Source organism: Buchnera aphidicola str. Sg (Schizaphis graminum) (assembly GCF_000007365.1).
GTDB classification, from domain to species: domain Bacteria; phylum Pseudomonadota; class Gammaproteobacteria; order Enterobacterales; family Enterobacteriaceae; genus Buchnera; species Buchnera aphidicola.
On sequence record NC_004061.1, the window covers coordinates 533,983 to 549,508 of the forward strand.

Genomic DNA, 15,526 nt, shown 5'->3' on the forward strand with positions numbered 1-15,526 from the left:
AAAGAGATTTTATATGAATATACAAAAAAAAGAAGTATATAGTTTTCAATCTGAAGTAAAACAATTATTACATTTAATGATTCATTCTTTATATTCAAATAAAGAAATATTTTTAAGAGAATTAATATCTAATGCATCAGATGCAATAGATAAATTAAGATTTCAATCTATATCAAATCCAGAATTGTATGAAAATGATAGCGACTTTAAAATTCAAATATCTATTAATAAGTCTCAAGGTACTTTAATTATTAGTGATAACGGTATTGGAATGACACGTCAAGATGTAGTTGAAAATTTAGGTACAATTGCAAAATCAGGAACTAAGTCATTTATAAAATCTTTAGAAAAAAAAGAAAAAAATGTAAAAAATGAACTAATTGGAGAGTTTGGTGTCGGTTTTTATTCATCTTTTATAGTATCAAAAAAAGTATCAGTAAGAACAAGGTTTGCAGGGAGTAAATCAAATCTAGGTGTATTATGGGAATCATCTGGAGAAGGAGAATACAACATTACTGATATAAAGAAAAAAACTAGAGGTACCGAAATCACTTTATTTTTAAAAAAAGAAGAAGAAGAGTTTTTAGAGTTATGGCGGATTGAAGGTATAGTCAGCAAGTATTCTGATCATATTACTGTACCAGTAAAAATACAAAAATATGATGAAAAAAATAAAATATATTTTTGGGAAAAAATCAATAAAGCCAAGGCATTATGGACACAAAACAAAGCTACTATTAGTGAAAAAGAATATCAAGAGTTTTATAAACACCTTACAAATGATCAAAATAACCCACTTTTTTGGAGTCATAATCATGTAGAAGGCATTAATGAATATATTAGTTTGTTATTTATTCCTGAAAAAGCTGCTTGGGACATTTGGAATAGAGATAATAAATCTGGTTTAAAATTGTATGTAAAACGTGTTTATATTATGGATAATTCTCAAGCTTTTCTTCCAAACTATTTAAGATTTATTAGAGGATTAATAGATTCAAATAATTTACCTTTAAATGTTTCTCGAGAAATATTACAAGATAACTCTATTACGCAAAACTTAAAAAAAGCATTAATAAAAAGATCGTTAAAAATGCTTCAAACATTATCAAAAAAAGATAATGAAAAATATCAAATATTCTGGAATCAATTCGGATCAGTTTTAAAAGAAGGACCTGCTGAAGATAGTAACAATTTAAATTTAATTGCTAGTCTCTTACGATTTACATCTATTCAAAATAATAGTTCTGAACAAAATATTTCACTAGAAAAATACATATCTAATATGCATGAAAAACAAGAAAAAATATATTATATTACTGCAGATAGTTACACATCAGCAAAAAATAGTCCACATTTAGAATTGTTTAATAAAAAAAATATTGATGTTTTATTACTATCAGATAGAATTGATGAATGGATGATGAATTATCTTACTGAATTTGAAGGAAAAAAATTTCAATCCATCAGCAAAGAAGATCTATCATTGAATAAATTAACAAAAGAAAATGAAAATAAAAAAGAAACATCAACAGAAATGATAGAATTTTTAAAAAAAGTAAAAAAAACTTTAGGTGATAAAGTAAAATCAGTACGGTTAACATATCGATTAACAGAAACTCCATGTATCGTATTAAGTGATTCAAATGAAATGAGCACTCAAATGGCAAAACTATTTAGTGCAGCAGGACAAAGTGTTCCAGAATTAAAATATATATTTGAAATCAATCCAGAACATAAATTAATACAAAAGATATGTAAAATAAAAGAAAACGAAAAATTTGACGAGTGGATTAAATTATTATTAGATCAAGCACTATTTGCCGAAAAAGGAAATTTAGAAAATCCACATGAATTTATTGCTAGAACAAATAAATTAATTTTAGAACAATAAAAATATGATTACTACTTTTTTATAGTAGTAATCTTACTCTTAAAATAATCTTTTAAACATGAAAAAATAATTATGCGTATTATTTTATTAGGTGCTCCAGGTACAGGAAAAGGAACACAAGCAAAATTGATTACAGAAAATTATAATATCCCCAAAATATCAACAGGAGATATTTTAAGAGAAAATATTCAAAAAAAAAATACAATTGGTAAAAAAATACACAATATTTTAAAAAATGGAGAATTAGTTTCCAATAGAATTGTATGTAATTTAATAGGAGAAAGAATTCAAAAAAAAGATTGTATTCATGGTTTTTTATTAGATGGATTTCCAAGAACACAAAAACAAGCTGAATACATATCAAATCTTAAAATAAAAATTGATTATGTTTTAGAATTAATAGTTCCATACGAATTAATTTTAAAGAGGATATGTGGAAGAAGAGTGCATACTCCATCTGGAAGAATTTATAATATCAATTATAATCCTCCTAGGGAAGAAGGAAAAGACGATCTTACTCAAGAAAAATTAACTATCAGAGAAGATGATACAATTGAAATTGTTAAAAAAAGACTAGAAAACTACGAAAAAAATTCTTTTTTACTAAATAAATATTATTTAAGAGAAAAAAAATTAAAAAAGTTGCAATATTTTAAAATTGATGGAAAACAAAGCATTTATAAAATTCAAAGAGAAATAAAGATGATGTTAAAATAAAAAATAAAAATTTTTATTTTTGCGTTCTACAGGATTCGAACCTGTGACCTACGGCTTAGAAGGCCGTTGCTCTATCCAGCTGAGCTAAGAACGCAGATAATCGACAAAATTAAAATTTAACATTAAAACAATATATATGCAACTAAATTAATATGAATATTCTATATATTAATATAAAAAAAATTATATCAAAAATTAAAATGATTTTTCACTAAAAAAAATAACTGAGCTACGAAATAATGTCTGCAATAATTATAGATGGCATCAAAATTGCAAAAAAAATAGAATTAAATCTTTTAAAAAAGATAGAAGAAAGGGAAAAAAATAAAAAAAGGATACCAGGATTGGCAGTAATTTTAATAGGAAAAAATCCTGCTTCTGAAATTTATGTAAAAAGAAAAATATCAGTATGTAAAAAAGTTGGATTTATTTCTAAATATTGGAGTTTTCCTATAAATGTTGATGAAAAAGATATATTGAATCTTATCGAAAAATTAAACAACAACATTAATATAGACGGTATTTTAGTACAGTTACCTATACCTAAGCAAATAAATTATTATAAAATATTTAGTAGTATCAGACCTGATAAAGATGTAGATGGTTTTCATCCTTACAATACAGGCTCTTTATGTCAAAGAAATCCTACTTTAAGAGCTTGTACACCTAAGGGGATCATCACAATGTTAAACTATACAAAAATTAAAACTCATGGACTAAATGCTGTGATGGTTGGAGCTTCTAACATAGTAGGTAGACCTATGAGTATGGAACTATTATTAGCTGGATGTACAACTACAGTGACACATAGATTTACTAAAAACTTAAGACATCATATTAAAAACGCTGATCTTTTAGTAGTTGCAATTGGAAAACCAAATTTTCTACATGGAGATTGGATAAAAGAAGGTGCTATAGTAATAGATGTAGGTATTAATAAATTGAAAGATGGATCTATAGTAGGTGATGTAGATTTTAAATCAGCATCTCTAAAAGCTGCTTATATCACTCCAGTACCAGGGGGGGTTGGTCCAATCACAGTTATAACGTTGTTAGAAAATACTTTAGAGGCCTGTGAAAAATATCATGAATTTTAAATGCAATAAATAAATATGTTATCGTTTAAAACGCCATAAGGTTTTTTCAGGCAAATCTTCTAAGATAACATTTAATTTTATTAATTTATCACGTAATTTATCAGCTTCTTTCCATAATTTTGATTTTCTAGCAAAATTTCTTTTTTCAATTAATGATTCAATTTTTTTTATAATTTCTTCATCAAAAGGTAATTTTTTTTGCAAAAAATATTGTGATGTATTTAATAAAAAACCTAAATAACCAGCTAGTTTCTGTAATCTAAAAGCAAAAAAATTTGATTTAGATAAATCTATCTTTTTTAAATAGTTAATTTTTCGGGCTAATTTAAATAAAATAGAAAATGCCTGAGGTGTGTTAAAATCATCATTTAAAGCTTCAAAAAAATCTATCTCAAAATTCACACCTTCTATAGGATCAAAAATAGGTTTTGTACCATACAATGTTACATATAAATATTCTAGTGACATTTCAGATTTCTTTAAATTTTCTTCCGTATAATAAATAGGATGTCGATAATGAGTAGATAAAAAGAAAAAACGTAAAACTTCAGCTTCATATTTCTCTAGAACATCTTTTAAAAAAAATGAATTACCTAAAGATTTAGACATTTTTTGATTTTTAATTATTACTAATCCTGAATGCATCCAAAACTTTACTCTGAAATTTTTATTTAAACATCTTGACTGGGATATTTCATTTTCATGATGAGGAAAAAGAAGATCTGAACCACCTCCATGAATATCTATATAATCTTTAAAAAAAACATTAGTGATAGCGGTACATTCAATATGCCAACCGGGACGTCCTTTACCCCACGGTGAATTCCAAGAAAATTTTTCTTCTTTTTTAGATTTCTTCCAAAGTATAAAATCTGATGAATTCTTTTTTTCTTTATCTATAGAAATACGTGTACCAGATATTAATTTATCTAAAGATTGACGAGATAAAGTTCCGTAAAATTTATCACTATTTATTGAGAAAATTACATCTCCATGATCATTAACATAGGCGTTTTTATTTTTAATTAGTTTTTCAATAACTTTAATTATATCAATAATATAATTAGTAACGCGAGGTTCTTCATCAGGAGGGGAAATGCCTAATAAAGAAAAATCTTTATTCATTTCTTTTATCATAATATTTGTAAAAGCACTAATATCAATTTTTTCTTTTAATGATTTTAAAATAATTTTATCATCAATATCTGTAATATTACGAATATATTTAACTTGAAATCCTATTAATCGTAAATAACGCACTATCATGTCAAAAACAACGAAAGTACGTGCGTGACCAATATGACAAAAATCATATACAGTAACTCCACAAACATATAAATTAATTTTTTTGTTTTTAATAGGTTTAAAAATTTCTTTTTTAGATGTTGCGGTATTAAAAATTTTTAACATAAATTTCTCATGAAATATTTAAAAAAAATAAAATATATTATTTTCTATAATATCAATATGTTAAACTAATTAGATATATTAATATCTATTTTTTTATAAAAAATTTTAAATGATATGTTTATATAAAAATATAACAAATTAATTAATTTTTTTTAAATTAAAAAATTCATTAAAAATAACACCAGGATTAATTAATGAAGACAAAATTACGAGAAATGTTAAAATTCCCTTGTTTTTTTACTTATAAGATCATTGGTTTAGCACAACCCGAACTTGTTGATCAAATAATAAAAGTCATTCAAATTCAGATTCCTGGAGATTATACACCTCAAGTAAAATCAAGTAACAGAGGTAATTATCTTTCTGTTTCCATTACAATATGTGCAAAAAATTTTGAACAGATTGAAACATTGTACCATGATATTAGTAAAATAAATATGGTGAGAATGGTTCTATAAAAAATATAAGATCCTAAATAGTACAGCTCGATAAAGAGCCGTACTAAAAAAGATTTTTATTTTTTATTTAAAAAAAAATCTATAGACTAATAACATTAGCAGCAGATGGCCCCTTTGCTCCCTCAGTAATTTCAAATTCAACACTTTGACCTTCTGCTAGAGTTTTAAATCCATTACTTTGTATAGCTGAGAAGTGAACAAATACATCTTTACTTCCATCTTCTGGAGTAATAAAACCAAACCCTTTAGACTCATTAAACCACTTAACATTACCTTTAATCTTGGACATCTATATTACCTTCACATGAAAAAAATATACTAAATTGAAAAAAGTGTCATTTATGATTATAAATGATTTTCATCATAAAAAATTAAAAATCAAAAATAATAAAAATTTTTTTAATAGATTAACATGTAAATCTATTGTTAGCTAGCAAGCAATTTATTTTAAAAAAATATTTATATTTATTTGAAAAAAATTAAGCTATTTTTTTAATATTAACATTATTTATTAAAACAAATATTTAATACAATTTTATTTCAAATACAAAAAAACCCGAAAATTTTCGGGTTTTTTTGTATTTGCCTGGCTGATACCTACTCTCACACGGGGAGACCCCGTACTACCATTGGCGTTGTAGCGTTTCACTTCTGAGTTCGGAATGGATTCAGGTGGTACCACTACACTATTTTTACCAGGCATTTTTTAGTGCTATTATAATATATATATATTAATACAACAATAAATTCAGTAAAACAAGATTTTTTATTTTTTATAAAAAACACCTCTGGTGTTGTAAGGTTAAGCCTCTCGGGTCATTAGTACTAGTTAGCTCAACATATTGCTATGCTTACACATCTAGCCTATTAACGTTGTAGTCTTCAACGTCCCTTCAGTAAACATTTCTGTTTCAGGGAAGATTAATCTTGGGGCAAGTTTCGTGCTTATATGCGTTCAGCACTTATCTTTTCCGTATATAGCTACCGGGCAATGCCATTGGCATGACAACCCGAACACCAGTGATGCGTCCACTTCGGTCCTCTCGTACTAGAAGCAGCCCCCCTCAATCTTCCAACGTCCACGGCAGATAGGGACCGAACTGTCTCACGACGTTCTAAACCCAGCTCGCGTACCACTTTAAATGGCGAACAGCCATACCCTTGGGACCTGCTTCAGCCCCAGGATGTGATGAGCCGACATCGAGGTGCCAAACACCGCCGTCGATATGAACTCTTGGGCGGTATCAGCCTGTTATCCCCGGAGTACCTTTTATCCGTTGAGCGATGGCCCTTCCATACAGAACCACCGGATCACTAAGACCTGCTTTCGCACCTGCTCGCGTCATCACGCTCACAGTCAAACTGGCTTATGCCTTTGCACTAACCTCACGATGTCCGACCGTGATTAGCCAATCTTCGTACTCCTCCGTTACTCTTTGGGAGGAGACCGCCCCAGTCAAACTACCCACCAGACACTGTCTCTGCACCGGATTACGGCACTAGGTTAGAACACCGAATTGTAAAGGGTGGTATTTCAAGTTTGGCTCCATTAAAACTAGCGTTTTAACTTCATAGCCTCCCACCTATCCTACACGTTAAAATTCAGAATTCAGTGTCAAGCTATAGTAAAGGTTCACGGGGTCTTTCCGTCTTGCCGCGGATATACTGCATCTTCACAGCAATTTCAATTTCACTGAGTCCCAGGTGGAGACAGCCTGGCCATCATTACGCCATTCGTGCAGGTCGGAACTTACCCGACAAGGAATTTCGCTACCTTAGGACCGTTATAGTTACGGCCGCCGTTTACCGGGGCTTCAGTCTGGAGCTTCAAGTTTCCTTTAACTCCTTCGATTAACCTTCCGGCACCGGGCAGGCGTCACACCGTATACTTCCACTTTCGTGTTTGCACAGTGCTGTGTTTTTAATAAACAGTTGCAGCCAGCTGGTATCTTCGACTAGTTTCAGCTCTAGGAGTCAAATCCTTTCACCTAAAACTAGCGTGCCTTCTCCCGAAGTTACGGCACTATTTTGCCTAGTTCCTTCACCTGGGTTCTCTCAAGCGCCTTAGTATTCTCTACCTAACTACCTGTGTCGGTTTAAGGTACGATTTAATCTTACCTGATGCTTAGAGGATTTTCTTGGAAGCGTGGTATTAGTTACTTCATTACCTTAGTAATTCGTCATCATGCCTCAGATTAAAAAAGATAATCGGATTTGCCTAATTATCCATACCTACACATTTAAACCAGGATTACCGTCACCTGGATAACCTAACCTTCTTCGTCCCCCCTTCGCAGTAAAATTAAGCACAGGAATATTAACCTGTTTTCCATCGACTACGCTTTACAGCCTCGCCTTAGGGGTCGGCTCACCCTGCCCCGATTAACGTTGGACAGGAAACCTTAGTTTTTCGGCGAGCAGGTTTTTCACCTGCTTTATCGTTACTCATGTCAGCATTCGCACTTCTGATACCTCCAACATATTTTACAATACATCTTCATTGGCTTACAGAACGCTCCCCTACCCAGTAAAAAATAAATTTTTACTGCCGCAGCTTCGGTGCATAATTTGAGCCCCGTTACATCTTCCGCGCAGGCCGACTTGACCAGTGAGCTATTACGCTTTCTTTAAATGATGGCTGCTTCTAAGCCAACATCCTGGCTGTTTATGCCTTCCCACATCGTTTCCCACTTAACTATGACTTTGGGACCTTAGCTGGCGGTCTGGGTTGTTTCCCTTTCCACAACGAACGTTAGCACCCGCTGTGTGTCTCCCGTGATAACATTCTACGGTATTCGGAGTTTGCATCGGATTGGTAAGCCGGGATGGCCCCCTAACCGAAACAGTGCTCTACCCCCGTAGATGAATTCACGAGGCGCTACCTAAATAGCTTTCGGGGAGAACCAGCTATCTCCCGGTTTGATTGGCCTTTCACCCCTAGCCACAAGTCATCCGCTGATTTTTCAACATCAGTCGGTTCGGTCCTCCAGTTGGTTTTACCCAACCTTCAACCTGCTCATGGCTAGATCACCGGGTTTCGGGTCTGTACCCTGAAACTTAACGCCTATTTAGGACTCGGTTTCCCTTCGGCTCCCCTATTTGGTTAACCTTGCTACAGAGTACAAGTCGCTGACCCATTATACAAAAGGTACGCAGTCACATTTTTAAAATTCTTCATGCTTCCACTGCTTGTACGTACACGGTTTCAGGTTCTATTTCACTCCCCTCGCCGGGGTTCTTTTCGCCTTTCCCTTACGGTACTAGTTCACTATCGGTCAGTCAGGAGTATTTAGCCTTAGAGGATGGTCCCCCCATATTCAAACAGGATTTCTCGTGTCCCGCTCTACTTTTCGAACTCACAATAAAAATTATTTCGCATACAGGGCTATCACCTTGTATCGCTGAATTTTCCAAATCATTCTGCTATAATATAGAATTGATGATAGTTCTGGGCTTTTCCCTTTTCGCTCGCCACTACTAAGGGAATCTCGGTTGATTTCTTTTCCTCAAGGTACTTAGATGTTTCAGTTCCCTTGGTTTGCTTTATTAGCTTATTTAATTCAGCTAATAATGATACATGAAATGTATCGGGTTTCCCCATTCGGAAATCGACGGTTATAGCGCTTCATATCAGCTTGCCGTCGCTTTTCGCAGATTAGCACGTCCTTCTTCGCCTCTGACTGCCAAGGCATTCACCATGTACGCTTATTTGCTTAACCTTACAACCCACAGGTGTTTTCTACAATAAAAAATAATTTGTATACTTGTTTTCCGAATTTTTAAAGAGCTTTGTAAAAAAGTTAAAATATTTTTTAATGTTTATTGAATATTTTTTCAATCATAACACAAGAATTTAAAATAGTATACAATATTTTTTAAAAAAATTTTTTATTTATCGTCCCCTAGGGGATTTGAACCCCTGTTGCCGCCGTGAAAGGGCGATGTCCTAACCTCTAGACGAAGGGGACTTTTTTATGAAAAAGATTTTTGATTTATTTTTTTAAAAAGTATTACATTAAATAATACAGATCGAAAAAAAAGAGTCAAGTATTTTCTTTAAAATTAAGAAGAGAATATATAAAAAAAATAAATATTAAACATTTTTTAAAAAAATTATTTTATATTTAAAATATTAATAATATAATTTATTTCTGGAAGTACATTGTGCCATTCTAAAAAAGAATAAGCTGCTTGAAAAACCAGCATCCCTATTCCATTAGAAATAAAGCTTCCTCCTGCTTTAGAACACCAATTAATAAAGGGTGTATTGCGTGTACTATAATTCATATCGTAAAAAAAAGTTTTAGAAGTAATTAAAGATAAGGGTAAAAAATTTTTTTTCTCAGTATTTCTTGACATAGCATTGATAACTAAATCAAAATTTTGTTGTTTAAAATTTTGTCTATCAAAAACAAAAATTTTTCCATATTTATTAAATTGTTTAACTAAAATTTTAGCATTTAAAATAGTTCGATTTAAAATGTAAACTGAACATCCCAAAGATAAAAGTGGCAAAAGAACACCTTTCACAGCACCTCCTGCACCAAGTATTAATATAGAAAAATTTTTTTTTATAAAATTTAATCTAACTAAATCAGATAATAATCCTATACCGTCAGTATTATCTCCTAAAATACATTTATCGCTTATTTTCTTTAAAGTATTTACAGATTGTGCAATCTTCGCTCTTTCAGTTAACTTATCAGAAAAAAAATACGCTTCTTTTTTAAAAGGTGCTGTTACATTAGCACCTTTAATATTTTTTTTAAAAAAATCTGAAACTACTGAAGAAAATTGATCTAATGGAATGTTAATAGCTTTATAAATATGCAAAATACCTGTTTGTGTAGCAAAAAAATTATGAATTTTAGGAGATTGACTGTGATCAATAGGATTTCCAAACAAAGCGTAATTAAACTTTTCAAGTTTACACATAACGAATTAATTTTCCATTAACAATATTAATTATTTTAGAGGGATGACTTTCATTTCCTATATGACCATACAATACTGGAAAATCTTTTCCAAAGTCCTTTAAAACATCTTCTCGAGTAAGACACGGAGACATATTTGAAATATTAGCACTTGTAGATACCAGTGCTTTTCCAAAAACATTACATAACTTAATTATACTAAAATGAGCACTTATACGAACCGCTATCGTATCAAACTGGCCAGTCAACCAACAAGGAACTAAAGAATTCGCAGGAACTAAAAATGTATAAGGTCCAGGCCAATGAAAAAACATCGTTTTTTTTTGCTGTGCAGATAATTTACTTTCATTAATGTACATTTTGATCTGATTATAATTTGAAGCAACTAGTATTAATCCTTTTTTTATACTTCTCTTCTTTAAATCTAATAATCTTTTAACAGCTTTTTCGCTTGTAGGATCACATCCTAATCCAAACATTGCTTCAGTAGGATATGCAATGATTTTTTTATCGTATAGCTTACGTATACATTTAATTAATGAACTTAAAAAATAATCTTTACTCATTAAAAAACTTCTCATAATAAAAATTTAATGAACAATTTCTTTTTTAAAATTAAATAATAAATTTTCTAGTTTTCTATAAACAACCTCACATCCGGGAATATTGAATAATATAATTAAAACAATCCATTTTAAATCCTCAATATTTACGTGACTAATATCTAAAGCCATAATTCTTTCAATAATTATTTCACGTGTATTCAATGTTAATATTTCTAACTCTTCTAAGAAAAGTATAAAACCACGACAATCAGAATTTAATTTAAATTCTTCTTTTTTTGTATAAATTCGATTTGTAGTATGATTTAAAGATAAGTTAATTGATGAAAAAATATTTTTTTTACAACAAGATAAATTTTTCAACCAATGTAACGCTTTATAAATATCTTTCGATCGGAAACCTATATCCGATAAATCACTAGTTAAATTTTTATAATCAATAGAAATTTCTGATCCACTATGAACATAAGTTTCGAATAAATATATTAATACTTCAAACATTACATCCTCAATTACATATTAAAAAATTTAAATTTTTGTAGAATATTGCGTATATTATACAATTTCTTCATCAAAATTATTACAAAGATAACATGTAATGTTTAATAAACATATGACACTTTTATAAAAAAAATTATCTTTTTTTTTAAAATTTTAAAAAGAACTAAAAGTTAACTTTTAATTATAATAAAAAAGTTTATACTAAGATATAAATTAAATTAATTTACATCTAAAAATATGTCTGTTTTAAAAATACTACATTATCCTGATCAAAGATTAAGACTAATTGCCAAACCAGTTGAAAAAATCACTAAAGAAATATACAAAATTACAAATAATATGATAGATACTATGTATCAAGAAGAAGGAATTGGTTTAGCAGCAACACAAGTAAACATTCAACTGCAAATAATTGTGATTCATAAAATACACGCAATAGAAAAAAATTTGATTCTTATTAATCCAAAAATTATTGAAAAAAAAGGCAGTATTAGTATTGAAGAAGGATGTTTATCAATTCCAGAATATCGTGCTTTTGTTCCACGTTTTAATTATATTAAAATTCAAGCTATAAATTTAAATGGAAATACTGTAGAAATAGAAGCAGATTCAATTCTTTCAATTTGTATACAACATGAAATAGATCATCTAAATGGAAAACTATTTATAGATTATCTTTCTGAACTAAAGAGAGAAAGAATTTTAAAAAAATTAATAAAATTAAAAAAAAGAATAAAATAAAAATTTTTTAAACAAGTAGAAAAGAGAAAGTAAATTTGAAAAAATTAACAATTATTTTTGCTGGAACAGCATACTTCTCTATGAGATATTTAGATGCATTGACAAAATCTGAACACAAAGTAATAGCTGTAATTACTCAACCTGATCGTCCTTCTGGAAGAGGTCAAAAAATAATTTTTTCTCCTGTAAAAATATTATCTATAAAAAGAAATATTCCTATTTTTCAACCATCAGAATTAAAAAATGAAAAAATACAACGTGAAATATTCAATCTTAATGCAGATATGATGATAGTAGTTTCTTATGGAAAACTCATACCAAAAGAAATACTAACTATGTTTCCAAAAGGTTGTATTAACGTTCATACTTCGTTATTACCTAGATGGAGAGGTGCTACTCCTATTCAATCTGCAATTTTATTTGGAGATAAAGAAACAGGTATAAGCATCATAAAAATGAATGAAAAAATGGATGCTGGAACTATAATTAATTCAGTTAAATGCAATATCTTACCTAACGATACAACTGAAACATTAACATTTAAATTAATTGAAATCGGAATTCAAGTATTATTAAAAACTTTATATTATATAAATAAAAATATTGTTGTTGAAAAAGAACAAAATGAAAAACATGCAACTTTTTCAAAAAAAATATCTAAAAAAGATGCTTTACTCAATTGGAATACTGAAGCATATCTTTTAGAAAGATTAATACGTGCTTTTAATCCTTGGCCTGTCTGTTACTTTATTGTTAACCAAATAGCAATAAGAGTATGGCAAGCAAAAATTATACCAACTGTTATGAAAAGTGCTTGTGTAGGAGAAATTGTCGCTTTTAATAAAAATGGTATTCAAATAAATACAGCTCATCAAATATTAAATCTTCAAAAAATACAATTTCCTGGGAAAAAAATTATAAATGTAGAAAAAATAATTTCTTCTAAGAAACATTGGTTTCATATAGGAAAAATTATCTAAATTAAATATATAATATTTATTATTTACTTTAATTTTTTAAAACATTAAAAAATGAGCAAACGGCGACCTTCCGTTTGCTTTATATTATAAATAACTATTAATATATTTTTTTGAAAAATACTTTATTTATTTTTTATAAGGTTATTATTGCTTGACAATTTCTTTTTTTCTTTGCTTTTTCTAACACGATCAACTAATTCAATATAAGCCATGGGTGCTTTATCTCCAAATCGGAAGCCACATTTTAAAATACGAGTATAACCACCTGATCTATTATAAAAAATAGGACCTATTTTTTTAAATAATTTTGCAATTACTTCATTATTACGAATACGAGAAAATAATAATCTCCTATGTGCTACAGTATCTATTTTAGATAAGGTAATCATAGGTTCAACAATTCGTCGTAATTCTTTTGCTTTTGCTAATGTAGTTTTAATAATCTCATTAAGAATTAAAGAACAGGCCATATTTTTAAATATGGCATTACGATGATCACTTTTGCAGTTTAATTTACGACCAATTTTTCGATGTCGCATAAATTTATCCTTTTAAAGATAAGAATATTAATAATATCAAGTTAATATTTAACATTATTCTTCTAAAATACTCGATGGAGGCCATTTTTCTAATTTCATTCCAAGAGATAAATTTCGAGCTGCTAATATATCCTTAATTTCAGTTAAAGATTTTTTACCTAAATTAGGAGTTTTTAAAAGTTCAACTTCTGTTCTTTGAACTAAATCACCAATATAATGTATTGATTCAGCTTTAAGACAATTTGCAGAACGAACAGTTAATTCTAAATCATCTACAGGACGTAATAAAATAGGCTCAAATTCAGGTTTTTCTTCTTTTATTTCAGGTTCTTTCACATCTCTTAAATCAACAAATGCTTCTAATTGTTCAGATAAGATAGTAGCAGCACGTCGAATAGCTTCTTCTGGGTCTATTGTTCCATTTGTTTTCATTTCGATAATTAATTTATCTAAATCTGTTCTTTGTTCTACACGTGCAGCTTCTACATTATAAGAAATACGATTGATTGGACTATAGCATGCATCTACTAACAAACAACCTATTGGTCTCAAGTCATCTTCCATATGGATTCTAGAAGAAGCGGGGATATAGCCTCTTCCACGTTGTACTTTAATTCTCATTTGAATAGAGGCATTTTCATCAGTCAAATGGCAAATTAAATGATCTGGTTTAATAATTTCTACATCACCATCGTGAATTATATCAGACGCAGTGACAGAACCAATCCCTGATTTATTTAATGACATAAAAACTTCATCTTTTCCATGTACTTTTACTGCTAATTCTTTTAAATTTAATAAAATTTCTAAAATATCTTCTTGTACACCTTCTTTAGTGCTATATTCGTGTAACACTCCATCAATTTCAACTTCAGTTACAGCATATCCTGGCATAGAAGAAAGAAGAATTCTACGAAGGGCATTACCTAATGTATGACCAAAACCTCTTTCTAATGGTTCTAAAGTGACTTTAGTATGAGTTGCAGTAATTTGTTCAATTTCAACTAAACGTGGTTTTAAAAAACCAATAATAGAATTCTGCATAATATCCTCTCTATTAAGAGTGAACTTTTTATTTAGAATAAAGTTCAACAATTAAATGCTCATTAATTTCTGCAGACAAATCAGAACGTTCAGGAAATCTTTTGAAAATCCCTTCCATTTTAGTAACATTAACTTCAATCCACATTAATTTTTCTCTCTGTTCAGTAAGTTCCAAAGCAGCTTTGATTCTTGATTGATTTTTGGATTTATCTCTTACAGAAATACGATCATTAGGAGAAATTTGATACGAAGCAATATTAACAATATTATTGTTAACTTTAATTGATTTGTGACTTATTAATTGTCTAGATTCAGAACGAGTACAGCCAAATCCCATTCTATATACTACATTATCAAGTCTTCTTTCTAATAATTGTAATAAATTTTCTCCAGTATTACCTTTTGAACGAGATGCTTTTTTATAATATATTCTAAATTGACGTTCTAAAACACCATAAAGACGACGAACTTTTTGCTTTTCACGTAATTGAATAGCATAATCTGACAATCTTGGTTTTCGAACTCCGTGTTGTCCAGGTGGGTGTTCTAACTTACATTTAGAATCTATTGAACGAAATCCTGATTTTAAAAATAAATCAGTACCTTCACGTCGACTTAACTTTAATTTAGGACCTAAATATCTTGCCATTT

At 29.5% G+C, this 15,526-nt stretch carries 14 protein-coding genes, 2 tRNA genes and 2 rRNA genes; 6 read left to right on the forward strand and 12 right to left on the reverse strand.

The genetic code is table 11. From position 1 onward, the window contains the following. Positions 1–19: 19 nt before the first annotated feature. Together htpG and adk are read left to right on the forward strand one after the other, a co-directional pair. Positions 20–1,891 (forward strand): molecular chaperone HtpG, encoded by a 1,872-nt coding sequence (gene htpG / locus BUSG_RS02450; RefSeq protein ID WP_234414135.1) that lies wholly within the window; start codon positions 20–22, stop codon positions 1,889–1,891. Positions 1,892–1,963: 72 nt separating this feature from the next. After that, positions 1,964–2,608: an adenylate kinase gene (adk, locus tag BUSG_RS02455; RefSeq protein WP_011053979.1), complete on the forward strand. Its 645-nt coding sequence runs from the start codon at positions 1,964–1,966 to the stop codon at positions 2,606–2,608. 20 nt (positions 2,609–2,628) lie between these two features. Here the strand turns inward: adk and BUSG_RS02460 are convergent. Beyond that, positions 2,629–2,702 (reverse strand) — tRNA-Arg (locus BUSG_RS02460). A 145-nt stretch (positions 2,703–2,847) separates the two neighbouring features. On the opposite strand from BUSG_RS02460, the gene folD reads away from it, so the two are divergent. Continuing rightward, positions 2,848–3,705, forward strand: a complete 858-nt coding sequence (folD, locus tag BUSG_RS02465; protein WP_011053980.1) for a bifunctional methylenetetrahydrofolate dehydrogenase/methenyltetrahydrofolate cyclohydrolase FolD — start codon at positions 2,848–2,850, stop codon at positions 3,703–3,705. 18 nt (positions 3,706–3,723) lie between these two features. Here folD and cysS read toward each other — a convergent pair whose 3' ends face one another. Beyond that, positions 3,724–5,115 carry a cysteine--tRNA ligase gene (gene cysS / locus BUSG_RS02470; RefSeq protein ID WP_011053981.1) on the reverse strand — a complete coding sequence of 464 codons (1,392 nt, stop codon included), beginning with the start codon at positions 5,113–5,115 and terminating at the stop codon, positions 3,724–3,726. 194 nt (positions 5,116–5,309) lie between these two features. Between cysS and ybeD the strand changes: the two genes are divergently transcribed. After that, a complete protein-coding gene (gene ybeD / locus BUSG_RS02475) occupies positions 5,310–5,573 on the forward strand; it encodes a DUF493 family protein YbeD (protein ID WP_011053982.1) in 264 nt (87 codons plus the stop codon). 79 nt (positions 5,574–5,652) lie between these two features. Here ybeD and cspE read toward each other — a convergent pair whose 3' ends face one another. From cspE to BUSG_RS02510, 7 genes are all read right to left on the reverse strand, one after another. Then, positions 5,653–5,862, reverse strand: a complete 210-nt coding sequence (gene cspE, locus BUSG_RS02480; protein WP_009874442.1) for a transcription antiterminator/RNA stability regulator CspE — start codon at positions 5,860–5,862, stop codon at positions 5,653–5,655. 295 nt (positions 5,863–6,157) lie between these two features. Next, positions 6,158–6,273: ribosomal RNA gene (rrf, locus tag BUSG_RS02485) — 5S ribosomal RNA — on the reverse strand. Positions 6,274–6,371: 98 nt separating this feature from the next. Next, a 23S ribosomal RNA gene (locus BUSG_RS02490) occupies positions 6,372–9,292 on the reverse strand. 177 nt (positions 9,293–9,469) lie between these two features. Further along, positions 9,470–9,541: transfer RNA gene (locus tag BUSG_RS02495), tRNA-Glu, on the reverse strand. Between the two features lie 145 nt (positions 9,542–9,686). Continuing rightward, positions 9,687–10,508 (reverse strand): shikimate dehydrogenase, encoded by an 822-nt coding sequence (gene aroE, locus BUSG_RS02500; protein WP_011053983.1) that lies wholly within the window; start codon positions 10,506–10,508, stop codon positions 9,687–9,689. Continuing rightward, positions 10,501–11,073 (reverse strand): L-threonylcarbamoyladenylate synthase type 1 TsaC, encoded by a 573-nt coding sequence (locus BUSG_RS02505; protein WP_011053984.1) that lies wholly within the window; start codon positions 11,071–11,073, stop codon positions 10,501–10,503. Before BUSG_RS02505 ends, aroE begins: the two co-directional genes overlap by 8 nt. Positions 11,074–11,097: 24 nt before the next feature. Continuing rightward, on the reverse strand, positions 11,098–11,571 hold the full coding sequence (locus BUSG_RS02510) for a DUF494 family protein (RefSeq protein WP_011053985.1): 474 nt from the start codon (positions 11,569–11,571) through the stop codon (positions 11,098–11,100). A 237-nt stretch (positions 11,572–11,808) separates the two neighbouring features. Between BUSG_RS02510 and def the strand changes: the two genes are divergently transcribed. Beyond that, positions 11,809–12,312 carry a peptide deformylase gene (gene def, locus BUSG_RS02515; protein ID WP_011053986.1) on the forward strand — a complete coding sequence of 168 codons (504 nt, stop codon included), beginning with the start codon at positions 11,809–11,811 and terminating at the stop codon, positions 12,310–12,312. A gap of 35 nt (positions 12,313–12,347) precedes the next feature. Then, entirely contained in the window at positions 12,348–13,292 is a 945-nt protein-coding gene (gene fmt / locus BUSG_RS02520) for a methionyl-tRNA formyltransferase (RefSeq protein ID WP_011053987.1), read from the forward strand. Positions 13,293–13,414: 122 nt separating this feature from the next. On the opposite strand, the gene rplQ is transcribed toward fmt, so the two are convergent. The 3 genes from rplQ to rpsD are packed head-to-tail and all read right to left on the reverse strand — an operon-like array spanning position 13,415 to position 15,524. Beyond that, complete coding sequence (gene rplQ, locus BUSG_RS02525; RefSeq protein ID WP_011053988.1) at positions 13,415–13,831, reverse strand: 50S ribosomal protein L17; 417 nt, start codon at positions 13,829–13,831, stop codon at positions 13,415–13,417. Positions 13,832–13,885: 54 nt separating this feature from the next. Beyond that, a complete protein-coding gene (gene rpoA / locus BUSG_RS02530) occupies positions 13,886–14,875 on the reverse strand; it encodes a DNA-directed RNA polymerase subunit alpha (protein WP_011053989.1) in 990 nt (329 codons plus the stop codon). A gap of 28 nt (positions 14,876–14,903) precedes the next feature. Then, positions 14,904–15,524 (reverse strand): 30S ribosomal protein S4, encoded by a 621-nt coding sequence (gene rpsD / locus BUSG_RS02535; protein WP_011053990.1) that lies wholly within the window; start codon positions 15,522–15,524, stop codon positions 14,904–14,906. Between the last annotated feature and the right edge of the window lie 2 nt (positions 15,525–15,526).